Genomic DNA, 20,255 nt, shown 5'->3' on the forward strand with positions numbered 1-20,255 from the left:
GATGCTCTCGACCACCATGCTGCGCCGGCTCGACCTGACCACGCTGCGGCTCTTCGTGACCATCTGCGAGGACGGCACCCTCACCAAGGCGGCCCGCACCGCCGGCATCGCGCCCTCGGCGGTGAGCAAGCGCCTCGTGGAACTGGAGCAGAGCCTCGGCGTCGCGCTGCTGGTGCGCCAGGCCCGCGGCATGACGGCGACGCCGGCCGGCGAGACGCTGCTGCACCACGCCCGCCGCATGCTGCGCGACGCCGAGCAGATCGCCCTCGAACTCGCCGAGCACGCCAAGGGGGTGCGCGGCATCGTGCGGATGCTCGCGAACCTAACGGCCATCGTCCAGTTCCTGCCCGAGGACCTGCGCGCCTTCCTGTCCCGGCAGGACGCGATCCGGGTCGACCTGGAGGAGCGCCCGAGCGGCGGCGTCGTGAAGGGCGTCGCGGAGGGGCTGGCCGATCTCGGGATCTGCGCGGGCACGACGCCGACCGGCGGCCTGCGCAGCCTCCTCTACCGGCGCGACCGCCTCGTCGTGGCGATGCGGACCGATCATCCCCTCGCCGGGCAGCGCGGCCTCGCCTTCCGCGACACGCTCGACCACGACTTCGTCGGGTTGCACGCCGAGAGCTCGATCTACGCGACCGTGCGGGACGAGGCCCGGAGCGCCGGGCGGCCCCTGCGCCTGCGGGTCCACGTGCCGGGCTTCGACGCGGTCTGCCGGATGGTGCAGGCCGAGATGGGCCTCGGGGTGGTCCCGGAGGGTGTCTTCGCGCTCTTCGGCGCCTCCCTCGACCTGGTGGCTGTGCCGCTCTCGGATCCCTGGGCGCACCGGGACCTGCGGATCGTCATCCGCGACGCGCCGCTCACGCCGGCGGCCGGCCTCCTCGTCGCGCACTTGGCGCGGCAGGAGGTCCGGGAGGCTCCGTTCTCTGTCGGAGAACGGTCGTGATCGAAATACGTTTGGAGCCGGCCGCGGCTCATCAAGTATAGACCTGGTCAAACATCGTCACGCGAGGAGACGCTCTCGACGGGGCCGCCCGCCAGCGGCCGCGCGCGGCCCGCGCCCGTCCGGCCTCTCCCCGCCCGCCGAACCGTTTCGACCGAGAGCCGCGCTCCAGCGGCCGGTCCAGGTCACCAGGGAGACGCCCATGCCCGCCGCGATTCCGGCCACCTTTGGCGCGACGCAGGAGGTCGCCGAGGCCGCGACCATCCGCAAGATCGCCTGGCGGCTGATGCCGCTGATCATGGTCTGCTACCTGTTCGCGTTCTTCGACCGCATCAACATCAGCTTCGCCAAGTTCCAGCTCCAGAGCGACCTCGGCTTCAGCAACACGGCCTACGGGCTCGGCGCCAGCCTGTTCGTGATCGGCTACGTGATCTTCGAGGTGCCCTCGAACCTGATCCTGTACCGGGTCGGCGCGCGGCGCTGGATCGCCCGGATCATGATCTCCTGGGGGCTCGCCACCGCCGCGATGGTGTTCATCCGGCACGAGTGGCAGTTCTACGGCCTGCGCTTCGTGATCGGCGCCATGGAGGCGGGCTTCGCGCCCGGCATCCTGTACTACCTGACGCTGTGGTTCCCGGCCTCCTATCGCGGGCGCATCACCTCGATGCTCTTCGTGGCCTCGGCCTTCTCGGGCATCGTCGGCGCGCCCGTCTCCGGGCTGATCCTCGGCCAGATGAACGGGGTGGCGGGCCTCGCCGGCTGGCAGTGGCTGTTCCTGGCCGGCGGCCTGCCCTGCCTCGCCCTCGGGGCACTGGTGCTCGGGCGCTTCGACGACCGGCTGCAGGATGCCCGCTGGCTCTCGCCTGAGGAGAAGGCGCTGGTCGGCTCGCAGATCGCCGAGGCCAACCGGGGCATCGGCGACCACTCGCTCCTCGGCGCGATCCGCACGCCCGGCTTCCTCAAGATCGCGCTGATCTACTTCCTGATCCAGGTCGGCTCCTACGGCCTCAACTTCTGGGGACCGGACCTCATCCGCACGGCGAGCGGCGCCGGGGCGGCGACGGTGGGGCTTCTCGCCGCGCTGCCCTATGTTTGCGGCGCGATCAGCATGGTGGTGATCGGACGGATCTCGGACGCTTCCGGCGAGCGGCCGAAATTCGTCTCGGCCCTCGCGCTCACGGCCGGGCTCTGCTTCGTGGCGGCCGGCCTGTTCGACGCCCGGATCCTGCCGCTCATGGTCGCCCTCTGCGGGCTCGGGGCCGGCATCGTCGCGGCGGTCCCGACCTTCTGGACCCTGCCGCCGAAGCTCGTCACCGGCGTCGGCGCGGCGGGCGGCATCGCGCTCATCAACACGCTGGGCCAGCTCGGCGGCATCGTGAGCCCGGTGATGGTCGGTTACGTCAAGGACTGGACCGGCTCGACCACGCCCGCCCTGTTCGTGATCGGGGGATTGTGCGTCCTTTGCGCGCTCCTCGCCCGGTTCGGCCTGCCCGCGCAGCTGCACCGGAACGACCGGGTCGGGTGAGGCCGCGGCGCCGAGGGTTCGGTCAGGCGCGACGCGCACTCTCTCCTCTCTGTGGGGGGAGGGTGGCCTGCGCTCTCCCGAGCCCCAGCAGGCGCGACACCTCCCACCACGATTCCCGTCCCACCCACCCTTGAAACCCCGTCGGCGCCCCCGCATGTAAATGTCGTTCACATTCACATCTCCTTGGGAGACACGACGTGACCTTTTCCTCCGCCCCCTGGTCGAACGGCCGCACCTGCCGAGGCGCGGGTCCGTTCCCCCGCCGCTCCCTGGAGATCGGCGCGATCGTCCTTGGTTTCATCTATGTCTGGCCGCTCGCGGCCGCCTACCTGGTGTGGAAGATGATGGGATATCCGGCCTTCGACGAACTGAAATCCTTCGCCGAGCGGAACCTCCGCGGCGGCCTCGGCGGCTTCGGCCGCGGCGCGGCCTTCCGGCAGGGCACCGGCAACTGGGCCTTCGAGGAGTACCGCAAGCGGGAACTCGACCGGCTCGAAGAGGAGCGCCGCCGCCTCGAAGAGGAGAGCCGCGCCTTCACCGACTTCGTCGAGGAACTCAAGCGCGCCCGCGACCGCGAGCAGTTCGACGCCTTCATGGCCAAGCGCCGGGCCGGCTCGAACTACTGATCGGGCAAGGGCTTCGCCCGAACCTTGACGCTCCGGTCCGGTTGGGCCATCGTCATCAAGGTCAAGCCAACGGGGCTCCTCGCGCGGACAGCGCGGGGAGCCTTCGCCGTTCAGGATGAGGCGGGACCGCATGACCACGTCAAACCGCTCGACGCATATCCGGCTCACCTCCCATCCGGAGCCGGGTGCGGCCCGCTGGCCGATCCGCTGGGGCGCCGCCGATCCGCGCGAGCGCGGCCCGGTCATCGGCACGGTCACCAACCCGGCGGACCGCAACGTGATCGGGGCCAATGGCGGCGCCTACTCGCTCTACCGGGCGCTCGCCATCGCCGGGCGGGCCATGAACCCGCTGGCGCGGCCCGACCTCACCAACACCCACCCGGTCGTGCCGATCGGCCCGCATCCGCAATGGGCGGAGCCGGAGCGGATCGTCTCCCTCGATCCCTGGGGCCACCTGCCGGGCGAGGTCTTCGCCCGCGAGATCGCGACCGGCGCCGACATCCGCCCGACCATCGCGGTGACGAAGGCGCGGCTCTCCCTGCCGGAGATCCTGGCGGCGATCGCCGCCCACCGTCTCGCGCCCGACGGCAGCATCCTGCATCCGGGCGGCGACATCTCGGTCGTCAAGATCGCCGTCGACCCGGTCTGGTACCTGCCCGGCATCGCGGCGCGGTTCGGCACCACCGAGACGGCCCTGCGCCGCACCCTGTTCGAGCAGACCGGCGGCATGTTCCCCGAACTGGTCACCCGGCCCGACCTGCAGGTCTTCCTGCCGCCGATCGGCGGCTGCACGGTCTACATCATGGGCGAGGCGGGCCGCATCGCCGCGCCCGGCACCCGCATCGCCTGCCGGGTGCACGACGAGTGCAACGGCTCGGACGTGTTCGGCTCGGACATCTGCACCTGCCGGCCCTACCTGACTCACGGCATCGAGGAATGCGTGCGGGAGGCGCAGAGCGGCGGTGTCGGCGTCGTCGTCTACAACCGCAAGGAGGGGCGGGCGCTCGGCGAGGTGACGAAGTTCCTCGTCTACAACGCCCGCAAGCGCCAGGAGGGCGGCGATTCCGCCGCCACCTACTTCGAGCGCACGGAATGCGTGGCCGGCGTGCAGGATGCCCGCTTCCAGCAGCTGATGCCCGACGTGCTGCACTGGCTCGGCATCCGCCGCATCGACCGGCTGATGTCGATGTCGAACATGAAGTACGACGCCATCGTGGGCTCGGGGATCGAGGTCGGCGAGCGGGTGCCGATCCCGCCGGAGCTGATCCCGCCCGACGCCTCGGTGGAGATCGAGGCCAAGAAGGCGGCGGGCTACTACACGCCGGACGAGACGCCGGACGCCGCCGCGCTCGATGCCGTGAAGGGGCGGGACCTCGACCGGTTTTGAGCCGGGCGCGCCGCGCGCGTGAACCCTCCCCCCTCTGCGGGGGAGGGTGGCGAACGGAGTGAGCGCAGCGGGACGAAGTCCCGCCGAGAGGGGGCGGCGCGACGCTCTTCCAGGGGGCTCCCTGCACCACGGTTCAGCCTGATCCGGAAGCGTGGTTCCCCTCTCCCGCCCGGCCCCGCCGGGCACCCTCGCCCGCAGAGGGGGGGGGACGGTTCAGTTACGCGGCGCATCGGTTCCAAGGAGAGTATCGTGAGCCAACAGCCCCCCATCCCACCGCAGGACGCGCGCTGGCTCCTCACTCCGGCGGCCGTGCGCGCCCGCGCCGAGGGCCTGCTGGCGCTCGGCCTCGACGGCGCCCTCGACCATTTCGCCGTCCATCCCGAGAAGCTCGGACCTTGCGCGGATGCCGTCGTGGAGACGATCCGGGCGGCCTACCCGGACCTCGTCATCCCGTACCACGCCCGCTGGCGGCACTTCGCGGCCGGGGGGTTCGACCGCTGGGGCAGCCTCGCGGAGGCCGCGCCCTGGGAGGACGCCGCCGCGCGCGCCCGCGCCGCCTTCGACCTCGTCATCGTCAGTGTGCTCCTCGATGCCGGCGCCGGCCCGACCTGGCGCTACGAGGAGGGCCGCACCGGCGAGACCTTCGCCCGCTCGGAGGGCCTCGCGGTCGCGAGCTTCGACCTCTTCATCTCCGGGCTGTTCTCCGAGGCGCCCGAGGACCCGTTCCGGGTCGACGCCAGGGCGCTCGCGAGCCTCACCGCCGCCGATCTCGCGCAAGGTTTCCAGGTCACGCCGACCAACCCGCTGGTCGGGCTCGACGGCCGCGTCGCGCTGCTGAACCGGCTCGGGCAGGTGGTCGCGGCGGATCCGGACGGGTTCGGCCCGGAGGCGCGCCCCGGCGGCCTCTACGACCGTCTCGCCGCGCAGGCCGTCGACGGCGCCCTCCCGGCGACCGCGGTTCTCGCGGCGCTCCTCTCCCATCTCGGACCGATCTGGCCGGGCCGCATCGTGCTCGACGGGATCGACCTCGGCGACACGTGGCGCCACCCGAAGGCGGGAGGCGAGGGCGACACGGCTGGGCTCGTGCCCTTCCACAAGCTGTCGCAGTGGCTCGCCTACTCGCTCCTGGAGCCGCTGGAGGAGGCGGGCATCGCCGTCACCGGCCTCGACGCCCTCACGGGCCTGCCGGAATACCGCAACGGCGGCCTGTTCCTCGACACCGGCGTGCTCAGCCTGCGGCACCCCGAGGAGGCGGCGCGGGCGCATCCGGTCGGGTCGGCGCTGGTGGTCGAGTGGCGGGCGCTCACCGTGGCGCTCCTTGACCGGCTGGCGCCCCTCGTGCGCGAACGGCTCGGCATCGCCGATCCGGCGTCGCTTCCGCTCGCCAAGGTGCTGGAGGGCGGAACCTGGGCGACGGGCCGGCGCCTGGCCCGGACCCTGCGTCCGGACGGGACGCCGCCGCTCTCCATCGACAGCGACGGCACGGTGTTCTGAGCCGCCGCACCGGACTACACTCATCAAGGCCACGCTCGAGGAGGACGGGACGCATGCAGGTTGCGAGCACGCGGGAGGCGACGGGCACAGCCCCGGTGACCGTCGTCACCCATCCGCTGGTGCAGCACAAGCTGACGCTGATGCGGGACAAGGCGCGCTCCACCAAGGGCTTCCGCCAGCTGCTGAACGAGATCGGCACGCTGCTGGCCTACGAGGTCACCCGCGACCTGCCGCTGGAGCCCGTCGAGATCGAGACGCCGCTGACCACGATGCAGGGGTCACAGATCGCCGGCAAGAAGCTCGTCCTGGCGCCGATCCTGCGCGCCGGCATCGGCTTCCTCGACGGGATGCTGTCGCTGCTGCCCTCGGCCCGCGTCGCCCATGTGGGCCTCTACCGCGACCCGGAATCCCTCGAAGCCGTCGAGTACTACTTCAAGGCGCCGTCCGACCTCGCGGACCGCACCGTGCTCGTCCTCGATCCGATGCTAGCCACGGCCAACTCCGCCATCGCGGCGGTGGACCGGCTCAAGGAGCGCGGCGCCCGCGACCTGCGCTTCGTCTGCCTCCTCGCCGCGCCGGAGGGGATCGCCAAGTTCCAGGGCGCGCATCCCGACGTGCCGGTCTGGACCGCCGCGATCGACAGCCACCTCAACGAGCACGGCTACATCCTCCCGGGGCTCGGCGACGCGGGCGACCGCATGTACGGCACGCGCTGAGGCGGCTCCCCCGGCTGGCCGGTGGCCGTCGATCGTCCCTGGGCTTGCGGAGGGACCTGGCCAAGCCGACCTTGCCAAGCGGACCTTGCCAAGCGCGGCCGACCTGTCAGGTAGACGGGTCGACGACCCGCAAGGAGACGCCCCATGCCCGCCATCCCGGAGACGATGCGCCAGGTTCGCTTCAACGGGGCCGGCGGGCCCGAGGTGATCGGCCTCGAGACCGCGCCGGTCCCGAGGCCCGGCCCGGGCGAGGTGCTGATCGCAGTGGCGGCCGCGGGCGTGAACCGGCCCGACTGCCAGCAGCGCGCCGGCAAGTACCCGCCGCCGCCCGGCGCCACCGAGGTCCCGGGCCTGGAGGTCGCCGGCCGCGTCGTCGCCCTCGGCGAGGACGTGACGACCTTGAAGGAGGGCGACGAGGTCTGCGCGCTGGTGATCAGCGGCGGCTACGCCGAGTACTGCGTCGCCGCGGCCGCACTCTGTCTGCCCCGGCCGAAGCCGTTCTCGCTGCTGGAGGCCGCGAGCCTCCCGGAGAACATGTACACGGTCTACACCAACGTCGTGGAGCGCGGCCGGCTCAGCAGCGGCGAGCGCTTCCTCGTCCACGGCGGGTCGAGCGGCATCGGCTACACGGCGATCCAGCTCGCCAAGCAGCGCGGTGCCACCGTCTACGCGACGGCGGGCTCGGCGGACAAATGCGCCTTCTGCGAGTCGATGGGGGCGGACGCGGCCATCAACTACAAGGACGCGGATTTCGCCGAGGAGGTGAAGCGCCTCACCGACGGGAAGGGCGTCGACCTGGTGCTCGACATGGTCGGGGCGCCCTATTTCGAGCGCAACCTGAAGTCCCTGGCCCTGGAGGGCCGCCTCGTCATCATCGCCTTCATGCAGGGTTTCAAGGTCGAGGATCTGAACCTGACGCCGATCATGGTGCGGCGGCTCACCGTCACGGGCTCGACCCTGCGGCCGCGCACCACCGCTCAGAAGGCCGCCATCGCGGAGGGGCTGCGCCGGGAGGTCTGGCCCTGGCTCGACGACGGCGGGTTCCGGCCGGTGATCCACGCGACCTTCCCGCTCGAACAGGCCCGCGAGGCCCACGCGCTGATGGAATCGAGCGCGCATCTCGGCAAGATCATGCTGACGACCGGCCTCTGAGCATGGTCCGCTGAACGGGATGCCGGTTCGGCGCAGACAGGGAGGCACGAACACACACCGAGCGCGGCGCCCGACCGCAACGCGATCGCGCTCTGCTCTCGGCCGCACCCTCTCCGCGGAACCGTGGCTGCCCGGGACCCGTTGCCCGGGCAGAACGCCGCCCCCGCGCGGCGCGCCGCAGCCTCGGAGAGATCGCATGGCCCTTGACCAACGCCCCATCGAGACGCCCACCGAAGCCCGCCAGGGCGCCCGGGGCAAGCCGGTCCTCTACGTGCTCCTCGGCAGCCTCGCGCTGTTGGCGATCGCCGCGGTGGCGCTGCTCACCTGGAACGGCGCCAATTCCCCGAAGGACTACGCCAGCCAGAGCCAGGACGCCTCGCGGACCCAGATCACCGGCTCGCCGAACGGCAGCGGCAATGCGAGCAACCCCTCGGCGAACAGTGCCGGCGTCCCGGCCGGCAACCCGGCCTATCCGGCCCCCGCGCAGCCGACCACCACGGGCTCGACCAACCCGCGCTGAACCGGACGGGGAGGGGTCGGCGCCGCGCCGGCTCCTTCCGCGGCGATGCCGCCGCCTCGATGATCCGGCTCTCGGTCAAGGGCGCGGCGCTCAGCTGAGCCGCGCCCGCAGCGCGGCCTGGAAGGCGTCGAACACCTTGCGCATCGGCGCGGCCTTGTACGGATAGACGGCCGGGTCGTCCATGTCGTGGACGATCATTGCGGTGTCGGCCTCGAACACGAGCAGCCGACCGTCCCGCGCCTCCGCGCAGTCGATCACCAGGTAATCCAGCCCGACGAGCCGGTGGATCTCCGCGAAGGCCCCGGCGTGGCGCCGCGCGAAATCCGCTTCGAAACTCGCCATGGCCGCCGCCTCGGCCGCGCGCCGTTCCGGGCGCGCGTGCATGTCGGCGTTGAGGTAGTGGATCATCCAGTGATCCCGCGACGCCATGTGGCACAGGAACGGCCGGCCGTCGACGAGCGCGATCCGATACTTGCGGAACATGCCGTCCGCACCGCTATAGTCGTGATATTCCGTGACGTAGAACTCAGTCTCCGCAACGGCATCGAGATAGGCGGTGATGTCGCGGGGCGCGTCGACCTTGCACAGGTCGTTCCCGGCATGGGAATCGACGGGCCGGACCAGCACCGGGTAGGACTGTCCCTCCGGCGCCGCGCCGCCTCCCGCGGCCCAGGCCGCCAGCGCCTCGCGCGCGACGCGCGCCAGGCGCGGCACCAGCACGCTCTCGGCGGTCGCGAGCGCGGCCGCGAGGCCGTGCCGCGAGGTCCTGAGCACGGCCTCCGGACGATTGAGGAGGGGCGTCCGCCAGCCCGCGACGGCCGCGCCGAGCGCGTGCAGCAGGCCCTCGTTCTCCCGGGCGTAGCCGACGCACAGGATCGCCACGTCGTGATCGGGCAGGTGCTCCGGAAGCGCCTCACCCGGAAGGACGTAGAGGTAGTCGAGGCTGAAGGCGTCGTCGTCGAGCAGGAACTCCAGCGGCGTGTTCGCCATCAGGTCGCCCGCCGTGACGATGGCGAGGACGCGCAGGCGCGTCGCCCCCCGCTCGCCCGCGACCGTGAAGTGGCGGTGGACGCTCAGGGCCTCGGAGAGGCAGCCAAGCGCCGCCTGCGTCTCGCGGCGCAGGAAATGGGCCGTCGACAGGTCGAGGAGCAGTCCGGCGCGATCCGCCCGGCCGTCGGGAGCCTGCGGCCGGAGCGCCGCGAGCGACTTCGGATCCCGGCCGGCGAAGGCGGCCCGGATGAGCCGGGACTGCCCGATGATCGGGACGGGATTCGGCTCGACGGCCGGGGTGGCTCGCATGTCTGCGCTCCGTGTCGCGGGAAGGGGAGGGGGCGCCGCGACGCTCCGGCCGGAGCGTGTCGGCGCCGGATCTCGGTCGGACGCGTCCGCACCGCCGCTTGGTCGTCCCGGGAGAACCCTGTGCCGCGCTGCGAACCGTTCAAGGTTTCGCCCCCGGGACCATCGTCGGAGGCAGAACCCTAGGTGCGCGTGGTTAATGACCGATTGATCGTCACGCGCGGCATCCTGGAGAATGGTAACGGCTTCGTATCCGAACCTTGCGGAAGCGCGGCGCCGCATGGGCGCCGCGCGGTCTGGTCCTCGATCATCGACGATCGACGGTGCCGCCGCGATGGCGTCACGCGGCCGTCGTCATGCCGGCCTGCGTACGCTTCACGTCGTAGCGGTCCAGCATCATCAGCTTGTGCCACACCTGGACGAAGTCGCGCACGAACCGAGCCTGGCCGTCGCTGCCGGCGTAGATCTCGACCACGGCCCGGAGCTGTTGGTTCGACCCGAAGACGAGGTCGCAGCGCGTCGCCGTGAACTTGGTCTCGCCGCTTCGCCGGTCGTCCAGGGTGAAGGTCATGCCGCCCTGGTCCGCCTTCGTCCACACGTAGTCCATGCTGGTGAGCACGGTGAAGAAGTCGTTGGTCAGCACGCCGACCCGCTCGGTGAAGATCCCGTGCCGCGCGCCGTCGTGGTTGAGGTTGAGCGCGCGCACGCCCCCGGTCAGCACCACCCATTCGGGAGCGGTGAGCGCCAGCAGGTTGGCCTTGTCGAGGAAGGCCTCCTCGGGGGCGACGCGGCCCCCCGTGATCTCGGCGAAGGCCGGATCGACGTAGTTGCGGAACCCGTCGACCAGGGGCTTCAGCCACTCGAAGCTCTCCGCATCGGTGAGCGCGTCGGTCGTGTCCATCCGGCCCGGGACGAAGGGCACGGAGGTCGCGGCGCCGGCCGCCTTCGCCGCCGCCTCGACCGCGGCGCAGCCGCCGAGCACGATGAGGTCGGCGAGCGAGACCTTCTTGCCCCCCGAAGCCCGGCCGTTGAAGCCCGCCATGATCGTGCGCAGCCTGTCGATCACCGGGACGGTGCGCCGGTTGACGGTCCAGCCCGATTGCGGCGCGAGGGCGAGGCGCGCCCCGTTGGCGCCCCCGCGCTTGTCGCTGTTGCGGTAGGTCGCCACCGACGAGAAGGCCGTGAAGGCGAGGTCGGAGACCGACAGGCCGCTGCCCAGGATCTCGGCCTTCAGGGCGGCGATGTCGGCCTCGTCGACCAGCGCGTGGTCGAGCGCCGGGATCGGGTCCTGCCACAGCAGGTCGTCCTCGATCCGGGCTTCCGGCCCGACGTAGCGCTCCTTCGGGCCCATGTCGCGGTGGGTGAGCTTGTACCACGCCTTGGAGAATTGCAGCGTGAAGTCGTCGAAGTCCGACAGGAACCTCTCGCAGATCGCCCGATAAACCGGGTCGGTCTTGAGCGCGATGTCGCTCGTCATCATCATCAGCGGGTGGGTGAGGCCCGGGATGTGGGCGTCGGGCGTGCGCGGAGCGTCCGGGTCGGTCGGCTCCCATTGCAGGGCGCCGGCGGGGCTGCGCGTCTGCTTCCACTCGTACTTGAACAGGTTCTCGAGGTAGCTGTTGTCCCAGGTCGTCGGATCGGGCGTCCACGAGCCCTCGATGCCGTTCGTCATGGTGTCCGCACCGGCGCCCGTGCCCTTCGGGTTGTGCCAGCCGAGGCCCATCGCCTCGATCGGGGCGATCTCCGGCGGCGGCCCGATCTCGCCGGCCTTGACCATGCCGTGGCTCTTGCCGAAGGCGTGGCCGCCCGCGATCAGCGCGACGGTCTCCTCGTCGTTCATCGCCATGCGGGTGAAGGTGACGCGGATGTCGTGGGCCGAGCCCATCGGGTCGCCGTTGGCGTAGGGACCCTCGGGATTGACGTAGATCAGCGCCTGGTGCGACGCGGCGAGCGGGTTCTCCAGGTCGTAATCGGCCTCGCCATTCCGGCCCCGCCAGCGCTTGTCGCGGTTGACCATCGCGTCGAACGACGTGACCGCGGTCGGATCCCACAGCTCGGGACCCCAGTAGGTCGCGTTGTCGGCCTCCCAGGCGTCCTCGCGGCCGCCGGCGAAGCCGTAGGTCGGGAAGTTCATGATCTCGAGGGCGCAGGTCCCGGTCAGCACCATCAGGTCGGCCCAGGACAGGGCGCTGCCGTATTTCTGCTTGATCGGCCACAGCAGGCGGCGCGACTTGTCGGTGTTGCCGTTGTCCCACCAGCTGCTGATCGGCGCGAAGCGCTGGAGGCCCTGGCCGGCGCCGCCGCGCCCGTCCGCGATGCGGTAGGTCCCGGCGGAGTGCCAGGCCATGCGGATCATCTGCGGGCCGTAATTGCCGTAATCCGACGGCCACCACGCCACGGAGGTGGTCAGGAACCGCTTGATGTCGGCCTTGAGCGCTTCGTGATCGAGCGCCGCGAAGGCGGCCCGGTAATCGAAGGCGGCGCCGAGCGGGTTCGCCTGCGGCCCGTTCTGGTGCAGCGTCTCGACGCGCAGGCGGTCGGGATACCACTCTTCCAGGGTGGGCGGCGTCGCGAAGGCGCCGCCGACGCGGTCGCCGCCGAAGGGGCACTTGCCGGACAGGACGTCAGTATAGGTTTCCACGCCGTCGATCCTTCTGTGGCGATCGCGCGGGGCGAGCGCGCGGTCGTGACCGTGCGCCTCACCGCTCGGAGGTCGCGTGATGATCCCGTATGGCGTTATGTACTGGTGGAGAGTATTGGGTCGGGAGCCGGGGTGACGATCGGATGCATTGGTGACGCCGGCACTGGGATACGAAACCCCAACCCGCCTCCGAACCGGCCATACGGAGCGCCACGTCAGATAGGCGTCACGACGACCGCGGCCACTCCATTCGTCTTCGCTGCGTCACGGGGTCTCGGGAACGCTTGCGGAGCCGGCCACGGTGCCACCCGGTCTCCCCCCGGGCGGCTCACCGGGGAGAAGAAAAACCGCAGTAAACCCTCCGGCCGGAGACGATGATCCCAAATCGTCGCCAGATCCGAAGCCGAGCGCGAATGCGACTTGAACCGCAGCGGCGTTTTGGCCATTCCAGGGCCGCGCTTCGACCCGTAGGGCATGCACCGGCGCGGCCGCTTCGCCCATCCGGCCGGCAGGACCGGTCGGGCGCGCCGGCCGCCCGGCCGAAGCCGGACCGTTCCACAGCGGAGGCCGCCCAACCCGGGCGACCCGAGGGAGACCCTGCCCGTGCGCATCCATCCTCGACTTCGCGGCCTCGCCCGCCTCGCCGCCGTGTTCGGGGCCGCGGCCCTGTCCGCCCTCGCGGCCAGCCCCCCCGCCGCGGCCGGCGACAAGGAGGTGACCTTCGCCTACCAGGACATGGTGGTGCCCTTCCGGGTGGTGATGGAAACGGGCGCGATCGAGAAGGCGACCGGCTATAAGATCACCTGGCGCAAGTTCGGGGGCGGCGGCGACGTCATCCGCGCCATGGCGTCCGGCCAGGTCCAGATCGGCGAGGCCGGGTCGAGCCCGATCGCCGCGGCGGCCTCGCAGGGCCTGCCGATCACGCTGTTCTGGATCCTCGACGACATCGCGGATGCCGAGCAGCTGGTGGCCCGGGACGGCAGCGGCGCGAGCAACGTCGCGGGCCTGAAGGGCAAGCGGGTCGCGACGCCCTTCGTCTCGACCGCGCATTACCAGCTCCTCTACGCCCTGCAGCAGGCCGGCCTCTCGGGCCAGGAGGTCAAGGTCCTCAACATGCGCCCGCCCGAGATCGCGGCGGCCTGGGAGCGGGGCGACATCGACGCCACCTTCATCTGGGACCCGGTGCTGACCAAGGTGAAGGCCAATGGCCGGGTGCTGACCTCGGCGGGCCGGATCGCGGCCGCGGGCCGCCCGACCTTCGACGGCCTCGTGGTCGACCGGGCCTGGGCCGAGGCCAACCGGCCCTTCGTGGTGACCCTGGTGCGGCTCCTGGCCGAGGCCGATGCCGATTACGCCCGCCGCAAGGCCGAGTGGACCGCCGACAGCGACCCCGTGCGCGCGGTGGCCAAGTGGACGGGCATGGCGCCCGCCGAGGTGCCGGCGGCGGTGGCGGCCTACCGCTTCCCGACGCTCGCCGAGCAGGCCTCGCCCGTGTGGCTCGGCGGCGGGGCGGCGGCGGCCCTCAAGCACACGGCGGAGTTCCTGAAGGAGCAGGGCAAGGTGCAGGCGGTGGCCCCCGATTACGGCGCCTTCGTCACGGACGCCTACGTGCGGGAGGCCGCCCGAGGCCATTGAATCGGCCGCTTTGCCGGCGACGAGCCGGCCCTCGCCGGGCGGATGCGCGCCGCCCCTCCCGATCCCCGGACCCGACGGACGCCATGCTGGAGATCCGTGACCTCAGCCTGCGTTACGGCGACGGCGAGGCCGCCACGGTGGCGCTGTCGCGCCTCGACCTCACCGTGGCCCGGGGCGAGTTCGTCGTGGCGCTCGGCGCCTCGGGCTGCGGCAAGACCACGCTCCTCAACTGCATCGCGGGCTTCCTCGCCCCGAGCACCGGGGAGATCCGCCTCGACGGCGCGACCGTGACCGGACCGGGCGCGGAGCGCGGCGTGGTGTTCCAGGGGCACGCCCTGATGCCCTGGCTCGACGTGCGCGACAACGTGGCCTTCGGCCTGCGGATGCGCGGCGTGGGCCGCGCGGAGCGGTGGCGGGTCGCCGAGACGATGCTCGACGCGGTCGGCCTCGCCGGGACGGGCCGGCGGCGGATCCACGAACTCTCCGGCGGCATGCGCCAGCGCGTCGGCCTCGCCCGGGCGCTCGCCAACGATCCGACGCTGCTGCTGATGGACGAGCCCCTGGGCGCCCTGGACAGCCTCACCCGCGGGCAGGTGCAGGAGCTGATCCTGCGCATCTGGCACCGGACGGGCAAGACGATCCTGTTCATCACCCACGACGTCGAGGAGGCGGTGTTCCTGGCGACCACGCTGGTGATCATGAGCCCGCGGCCCGGCCGCATCGTCGACACGCTGCCGCTCGGCTTCTCGCGCCGCTTCGCGGGCGGGGAGAGCGCCCGGGCCATCCGCGCCGACCCGGCCTTCGTCGCCCTGCGCGAGCGCGTCCGCGACCGGGTGCTGGAGGGCGGCCCCCTGGCGGCCGAGGTGGCCTGAGATGCGGGACCGACCGCCGCGCCGCGTCCTGCCTCTGCTCAGCCTCGCCACCGTGCTCGGCCTCGTGCTGCTGTGGCTCGCCGTCACCGCGGCCGGGCTGGTGCGGCCGCTCTTCCTGCCCGGCCCGGGCGCGGTCCTCGCCGCCTTCGGCCAGGCGTGGCGGGGTGATTTCGACGGCAACCCGCTGACGCTCCAGGTGGCGGCGAGCCTGGGGCGGGTGGTCGGCGCCTTCCTCCTCGCGGCGCTCGCCGGCATCCCGGTCGGGCTCGCCATGGGGATGAGCCACCGCGCCCGCGCGGCCCTCGACCCGCTCGTGGAGTTCTACCGGCCGCTGCCGCCGCTGAGCTACCTGCCGCTGATGGTGATCTGGTTCGGCATCGGCGAGGTCTCGAAGGTGGGGCTGATCGCGCTGGCTTGCTTCGCGCCGGTGGCGCTCGCGACCCGCGCGGGCGTGCTCGCGGCCTCCGCCGAGCAGATCAACGCCGCCCGCTCCCTCGGCGCGAGCCGGCGGCAGGTGCTGCTCCACGTCGTGCTGCCGGCGGCCGCGCCCGACATCCTGGTCGGCCTGCGGATCGGGATGGGCGTCGGCTGGACCACGCTGGTCGCCGCCGAGATGGTCGCCGCCGATGCGGGGCTCGGCCAGATGGTGCTCGCCGCCTCCAACTTCCTGCGCACCGACGTGGTGATCATGGGCATCCTGGTGATCGGCGCCCTGGCCGGCCTGTGCGAACTCGCCATGCGCCGGCTGGAGCGGATCCTGGTGCCCTGGAAGGGAAAGGCGTAGCCCCGGCGCCACGGGGTTGAGCGGGTCGCGGACACAGCCTAAACGAGCATCCGGACGCATTGGTCGGGACCGTTTCCGTGCCTGCTGGCGAGAGAGTCCCGCGGATCTTCCTTCCGGCCGAGCCCGACCCGTTCCTGCGGATCTTCCTCTCGCATGCCCGCCTGGAGCGCGTCGCCTCGGAGGCCGAGAGCGACCTCGTGCTCCATCCCGATCTCATCCGGGACGTGCGCCGGAACGTCCGCTGCCCGCTCCCGCCGCCCGCCGCGGGGCCGCCGCGACCCGCGGTCGTCTTCGCGCAGACCGATTACGACGTCCTCATCGAGGCGCAGGGCCGGGACACCCTCGTCTACCGCACCGGCCTCACCCGGGCCTGGCGGCTGCCGCGCGAATTCGCGCTGCCCTACGTCTGGATCACCCATCCGGACACGGTCGGCGCGCGGGTGCCCGCGGACAAGCCGGTGATCGGGTTCTGCGGCACCCTGCGCAACCGGGCGACGCGGCGGCGCACCCTCGCCCACTTCGCCCGCAGCGACGCCTTCACCTGCAACTACATCATCCGGGACAAGTTCTGGGCCGCCGGGCTGCCGGTCGAGCAGGCGGCGGCGGACTTCGCCGCCAACATCGAGGGGTCGGATTTCGTCGTCTGCGACCGCGGCATCGGCAATTGGACGGTCCGGATGTACGAGGTCCTGTCGCGGGGACGGATCCCCGTGATGCTCGACACCGGCGGCCTGCTGCCGGAGATCCGCTCGGGCTCCTACGCGGACACGATCGTCACGGCGCGGAGCCGCCGGGAACTGGCGCGGCGGATCCTGGAGGTCTGGCGCGAGGAGGACGTCGCCGCCCGCGCGCGGCGCTGCCGCGCCCTCTGGGAGGAGAATTTCAGCATGACGGGCTTCGCCCGCAACCTCTCGGGCAACCTCGCGCGGCTGGTCGCCGATCCAGCCTATCGGGCCGCGATCTTCCGCCACGACCTCCCGGTGCGGCTGCGCGCCGCCGCGCGCCGGTTCGCCTTCCGGGAGCGCGGCGGGGCTGTCATCGAAAATTCATGAAACCGGGCGGCCCGGCGACATCTTGAGGGAGCGGAGCCGGGTGGCCCGGAACGGCCGTGGTTCCCCGCACCCGCCCGCCGACGTCCCGCCCCCCGAGGCCAGCATGTCAGACACGGTTGCCCTCGCCCCGGCCGCGGCCCGGGTCTCAGCCCCGCGCCGCGGGCCGAGCCTCGATCACCGCCTGCATCCGGGTGCCATCGCCACCTTCCTGCTCCTGCTCGTCGGCGGCCTCGGCTACGCCGTCTACGGGCTGGTCAGCGACATGCACGCGGCCGGGCAGCCGCCGCTCGCCATCGGGGCCTTCGTCCTGCTCGGCCTCGCCCTGCTGATCGCGCTCGGCTTCGAGTTCGTGAACGGCTTCCACGACACCGCCAACGCCGTCGCCACGGTCATCTACACCCACTCGCTGTCGCCCGTCGTGGCGGTGGTCTGGTCGGGGGTGTTCAACTTCCTCGGCGTGATCGTCTCCTCGGGCGCGGTCGCCTACAGCGTGGTGACGCTGCTGCCGGTGGAACTCGTCCTGCAGGTCGGGTCGGCGGCGGGCTACGCGATGATCTTCGCGCTCCTGATCGCCGCCATCGTCTGGAACCTCGGGACCTGGGCCTTCGGATTGCCGAACTCCTCCTCGCACGCGCTGATCGGCTCGGTCATCGGCGTCGGCCTCGCCAACCAGCTGATGGCGTCGGGCGACGGGGCCACCTCCGGGGTCGATTGGGGCCAGGCCTACGGCGTCCTGCGCGCCCTGCTGGTCTCGCCGCTGATGGGTTTCGTGGGCGCGGCGGCCCTGTTCCTGCTGATGCGGCTGCTGGTGCGGCGCCCGGAGCTCTACCGGGAGCCCGACGGCGAGAACCCGCCGCCGCCCTGGATCCGCGGGCTGCTGATCCTGACCTGCACCGGCGTCTCCTTCGCCCATGGCGGCAATGACGGGCAGAAGGGCATGGGGCTGATCATGCTGATCCTGATCGGCGCCGCGCCCACGGCCTATGCCCTCAACCGCACCATGTCGGATTCCGCCACGCCGGGCTTCGTGCAGGTCTCCGAGACCGCCGGTGGCATCTTCCGGCAGCATGCCGGCGGCGCCGCCCTGCCGGACCCCGCCGCGGCCCGCCGCGGCGTCGGCGAGGCGCTCAAGACCAAGGACCTCAACCGCCCGGAGATTCACGCGGCGCTCGCCTCCCTCTCCGCCGACATCGCCACGCAGGTGAAGAACTACGGGGCGATCCAGCGGGTCCCGGCCGAGGCGACGCCGAACCTGCGCAACGACATGTACCTCGCCGCCGACGCGGTGCGCCTGCTGCCGAAGGCCGGCGCCCGCTTCTCGGAGGACGAGACCAAGACGCTGAAAGCCTACGAGGGCGCCCTCGACGACGGCACGCGCTACATCCCGGCCTGGGTCAAGGTCTCGGTGGCGATCGCGCTCGGCCTCGGCACGATGGTCGGTTGGAAGCGCATCGTGGTGACGGTGGGCGAGCGGATCGGCAAGCAGCACCTGACCTACGCCCAGGGCGCTTCCGCCGAGATGGTGGCGGCCGGCACGATCGGGCTCGCGGAACTCTACGGCCTGCCCGTCTCGACCACGCACATCCTGTCGAGCGGCGTCGCCGGCGCCATGGTGGCGAACGGGTCCGGGCTGCAATGGGCGACGGTGCGCAACATCGCGGCCGCCTGGGTGCTGACCCTGCCCGCCGCCATCACCCTCGCGGGCAGCCTGTACTGGATCTTCCGGCACCTGTTCTGACGGAGCCGCCGCTGGAACGAAGCGGCCCGCGTGGCGATGGGTGACCCGATCGCCTGCAATCTTCCGTGTCCCCCCGTTTTCCGGGCGCATGCGGCGTCAGCGGAATGCGACCCGGAAACCCGCGCAAGAAGACGCGAAGCGACCGCTTGTCTGCAACGGTGCCGGCATGCGGAGCCGCTTCGCGGCGATTCATCATCTGGTTTCCGGATCTCCTTCCGCTGACGCTTCAGTCGTCCGGAAAAGGGGAGCGTGCGACGATCCGGATGCCTCCGCCTCACCCGCCGGGCTCGGCAGCGCCGGCGGCCCCTCACACCGCGCGGCGCAGGAAGTCGCGGAACGAGCGCCGCACCGGCGGATCCTCCGAGGGCGGTTCGGGCTCGGGCGGCGGGTCGGGCGGCTGGAGCACCTCCGGCCGCACGATCCGCGGCGGCGCGAAGACGTCCCCCTGCGCCAGCGGCACGTCGAGGTCGATGAGGTCGGGCACGTCGTTCTCGCGGGCGACGCCCTCCGCGATCAGGCGGATCCCCGACCGCCCCAGCAGCGCCGCGAGATCCGCCGGAGCGGCGCCCGGCCCGTTCGCGGCGAGCAGGAGGTCGGCCCGCACCTTCACGTAGGCGACGCCCTGGGCGGTGAGGGCCGCGCCGTCGAAGCGCAGGTCCACCGCCCGGTCGAGGGCGAGCAAAATGCGCTCGCGCAGGGCTGCCAGGGCGGCGCTCTGCTCCCCGTCGAGGCTGCGCAGGCTGCGCTGGGGCAGGGCGAGGATCAGCCGTCCGGCGAGTTCGGGATGCGCCTCCACGAGGCGGCCGAGCGCCCGCAGGAAGCCCGGTTCGAACAGCGAACTCGGCGAGAGCGCGTAGGCCACGGCGGCGGCGCTGCCGCGGGCGGCGAGCTGCCGGCTGATCGCCGTCACGCGCGCCAGCATCAGCCGGTCGAGTTCGGTGGTGCGGCCGTGGCGCTCCAGGATCGGCATGAATTCCGCCGGATCGAGGCGCGCCTCCCCGACGGCGAGCCGCGCCAGCGCCTCGTAGAAGCCGACCTTGCGCTGCGGCAGGCTGACGATGGGCTGCAGGTGCACTTCGAGCCCGCCCGATGCGAAGGCGTCGAGGATCGCCCGCTCGCGGCGCTGCGCCTCGGCGGGCGAGGCCGGACGCGGCCGGGCCGGCTCGGGCACCAGGGCCGGTGCGGGGGCGGGACTCGGCACGAAGGCGCGGGGAGCCGGGGCGCCCCGCGGCAGGATCGCCGGACCGGCCGCCGGCGGGGCCGGCCGCGCGGCGGGGGGCGCCGAGGGGGCGGGGGGCGGAGCGGGCGAGGGGGAGAGCGGCGCGACCGGCGCGGGCGGCGTCTCCTTCAGCCGCGCGATCTCGCCGTCCTGGGCCGCCACCGTGACCGCGAGTTCGCGCACGATGCCGCCCAGGAGACCGATCTCCACGCTCAATTCCGAGAGGCCCTCCGTCACGCGGTCGGGCTGCGCCGCATCGGGAGCGGCCCGGCCGCCCTGGCGCTGCTCCAGGGCCAGCAGCCGCACCGACAGGAGATCGACCTCGCCGGAGAGCTTCTCCGCCTGCGCCGTCGCGCGCCGGGCCCGCCGCCAGCCCAGGCCGGCGGCCACGCTGGCGCCGGCCGCCCAGACCAGGGACAGGCCCGCGACCACGCCGAGCACCGGTGCTGACAGGAACGCCACGGTCAGGCAGAGGCCGCCCGCGAGGAGCGAGGCGAGGCACAGCGACACGAGTCCCGCGGATGGCCCTTCGGCGCGGCGGCCGCTCGTCGGGGCCATGCTACTCCCTCTCCCCAAACCTGGACCGGCCGGTCCCCATGTCGCCGGACGGAGAATTCTTGCCGAGGCGTGCCGCCCCCGCAAGTCGCTGCCGTGCCAC

Annotated in this window: 16 protein-coding genes; 13 read left to right on the plus strand and 3 right to left on the minus strand. The window is 72.2% G+C overall.

Annotation, left to right across the window (positions count from 1 at the left end):
• Position 1 precedes the first annotated feature (1 nt).
• From ACW9J6_RS17700 to ACW9J6_RS17735, 8 genes are all read left to right on the plus strand, one after another.
• Positions 2 to 943 carry a LysR family transcriptional regulator gene (locus ACW9J6_RS17700; protein WP_457117811.1) on the plus strand — a complete coding sequence of 314 codons (942 nt, stop codon included), beginning with the start codon at positions 2 to 4 and terminating at the stop codon, positions 941 to 943.
• A 199-nt stretch (positions 944 to 1,142) separates the two neighbouring features.
• A complete protein-coding gene (locus ACW9J6_RS17705; RefSeq protein WP_457117812.1) occupies positions 1,143 to 2,465 on the plus strand; it encodes an MFS transporter in 1,323 nt (440 codons plus the stop codon).
• Positions 2,466 to 2,662: 197 nt separating this feature from the next.
• The gene (locus tag ACW9J6_RS17710; RefSeq protein ID WP_457117813.1) at positions 2,663 to 3,091 is read left to right on the plus strand and encodes a DUF2852 domain-containing protein; all 429 of its coding nucleotides are present in this window, start codon (positions 2,663 to 2,665) and stop codon (positions 3,089 to 3,091) included.
• 130 nt (positions 3,092 to 3,221) lie between these two features.
• Positions 3,222 to 4,478 (plus strand): GTP cyclohydrolase II, encoded by a 1,257-nt coding sequence (locus tag ACW9J6_RS17715; RefSeq protein WP_457117814.1) that lies wholly within the window; start codon positions 3,222 to 3,224, stop codon positions 4,476 to 4,478.
• Positions 4,479 to 4,727: 249 nt separating this feature from the next.
• Positions 4,728 to 5,972 (plus strand): URC4/urg3 family protein, encoded by a 1,245-nt coding sequence (locus tag ACW9J6_RS17720; protein WP_457117815.1) that lies wholly within the window; start codon positions 4,728 to 4,730, stop codon positions 5,970 to 5,972.
• Between the two features lie 53 nt (positions 5,973 to 6,025).
• On the plus strand, positions 6,026 to 6,688 hold the full coding sequence (gene upp / locus ACW9J6_RS17725; protein WP_457117816.1) for a uracil phosphoribosyltransferase: 663 nt from the start codon (positions 6,026 to 6,028) through the stop codon (positions 6,686 to 6,688).
• A 144-nt stretch (positions 6,689 to 6,832) separates the two neighbouring features.
• Positions 6,833 to 7,840 (plus strand): NAD(P)H-quinone oxidoreductase, encoded by a 1,008-nt coding sequence (locus tag ACW9J6_RS17730; protein WP_457117817.1) that lies wholly within the window; start codon positions 6,833 to 6,835, stop codon positions 7,838 to 7,840.
• Positions 7,841 to 8,036: 196 nt separating this feature from the next.
• Positions 8,037 to 8,360 carry a hypothetical protein gene (locus ACW9J6_RS17735; protein ID WP_457117818.1) on the plus strand — a complete coding sequence of 108 codons (324 nt, stop codon included), beginning with the start codon at positions 8,037 to 8,039 and terminating at the stop codon, positions 8,358 to 8,360.
• A 90-nt stretch (positions 8,361 to 8,450) separates the two neighbouring features.
• On the opposite strand, the gene ACW9J6_RS17740 is transcribed toward ACW9J6_RS17735, so the two are convergent.
• Positions 8,451 to 9,659: an ATP-grasp domain-containing protein gene (locus tag ACW9J6_RS17740; protein WP_457117819.1), complete on the minus strand. Its 1,209-nt coding sequence runs from the start codon at positions 9,657 to 9,659 to the stop codon at positions 8,451 to 8,453.
• Between the two features lie 337 nt (positions 9,660 to 9,996).
• Positions 9,997 to 12,297 (minus strand): catalase/peroxidase HPI, encoded by a 2,301-nt coding sequence (gene katG / locus ACW9J6_RS17745; protein WP_457117820.1) that lies wholly within the window; start codon positions 12,295 to 12,297, stop codon positions 9,997 to 9,999.
• Between the two features lie 603 nt (positions 12,298 to 12,900).
• Between katG and tauA the strand changes: the two genes are divergently transcribed.
• The 5 genes from tauA to ACW9J6_RS17770 all read left to right on the plus strand — a co-directional run bounded on the left by tauA (position 12,901) and on the right by ACW9J6_RS17770 (position 18,378).
• Positions 12,901 to 13,932 (plus strand): taurine ABC transporter substrate-binding protein, encoded by a 1,032-nt coding sequence (tauA, locus tag ACW9J6_RS17750; RefSeq protein ID WP_457117821.1) that lies wholly within the window; start codon positions 12,901 to 12,903, stop codon positions 13,930 to 13,932.
• 83 nt (positions 13,933 to 14,015) lie between these two features.
• The gene (tauB, locus tag ACW9J6_RS17755) at positions 14,016 to 14,804 is read left to right on the plus strand and encodes a taurine ABC transporter ATP-binding subunit (RefSeq protein ID WP_457117822.1); all 789 of its coding nucleotides are present in this window, start codon (positions 14,016 to 14,018) and stop codon (positions 14,802 to 14,804) included.
• Between the two features lies 1 nt (position 14,805).
• On the plus strand, positions 14,806 to 15,588 hold the full coding sequence (locus ACW9J6_RS17760) for an ABC transporter permease subunit (protein ID WP_457117823.1): 783 nt from the start codon (positions 14,806 to 14,808) through the stop codon (positions 15,586 to 15,588).
• A 77-nt stretch (positions 15,589 to 15,665) separates the two neighbouring features.
• Positions 15,666 to 16,640 carry a hypothetical protein gene (locus tag ACW9J6_RS17765; protein WP_457117824.1) on the plus strand — a complete coding sequence of 325 codons (975 nt, stop codon included), beginning with the start codon at positions 15,666 to 15,668 and terminating at the stop codon, positions 16,638 to 16,640.
• 103 nt (positions 16,641 to 16,743) lie between these two features.
• On the plus strand, positions 16,744 to 18,378 hold the full coding sequence (locus ACW9J6_RS17770) for an inorganic phosphate transporter (protein ID WP_457117825.1): 1,635 nt from the start codon (positions 16,744 to 16,746) through the stop codon (positions 18,376 to 18,378).
• A 307-nt stretch (positions 18,379 to 18,685) separates the two neighbouring features.
• Here ACW9J6_RS17770 and ACW9J6_RS17775 read toward each other — a convergent pair whose 3' ends face one another.
• The gene (locus ACW9J6_RS17775; protein ID WP_457117826.1) at positions 18,686 to 20,155 is read right to left on the minus strand and encodes an EAL domain-containing protein; all 1,470 of its coding nucleotides are present in this window, start codon (positions 20,153 to 20,155) and stop codon (positions 18,686 to 18,688) included.
• Positions 20,156 to 20,255: the final 100 nt, after the last annotated feature.

Source organism: Methylobacterium sp. JK268 (genome assembly GCF_054052225.1).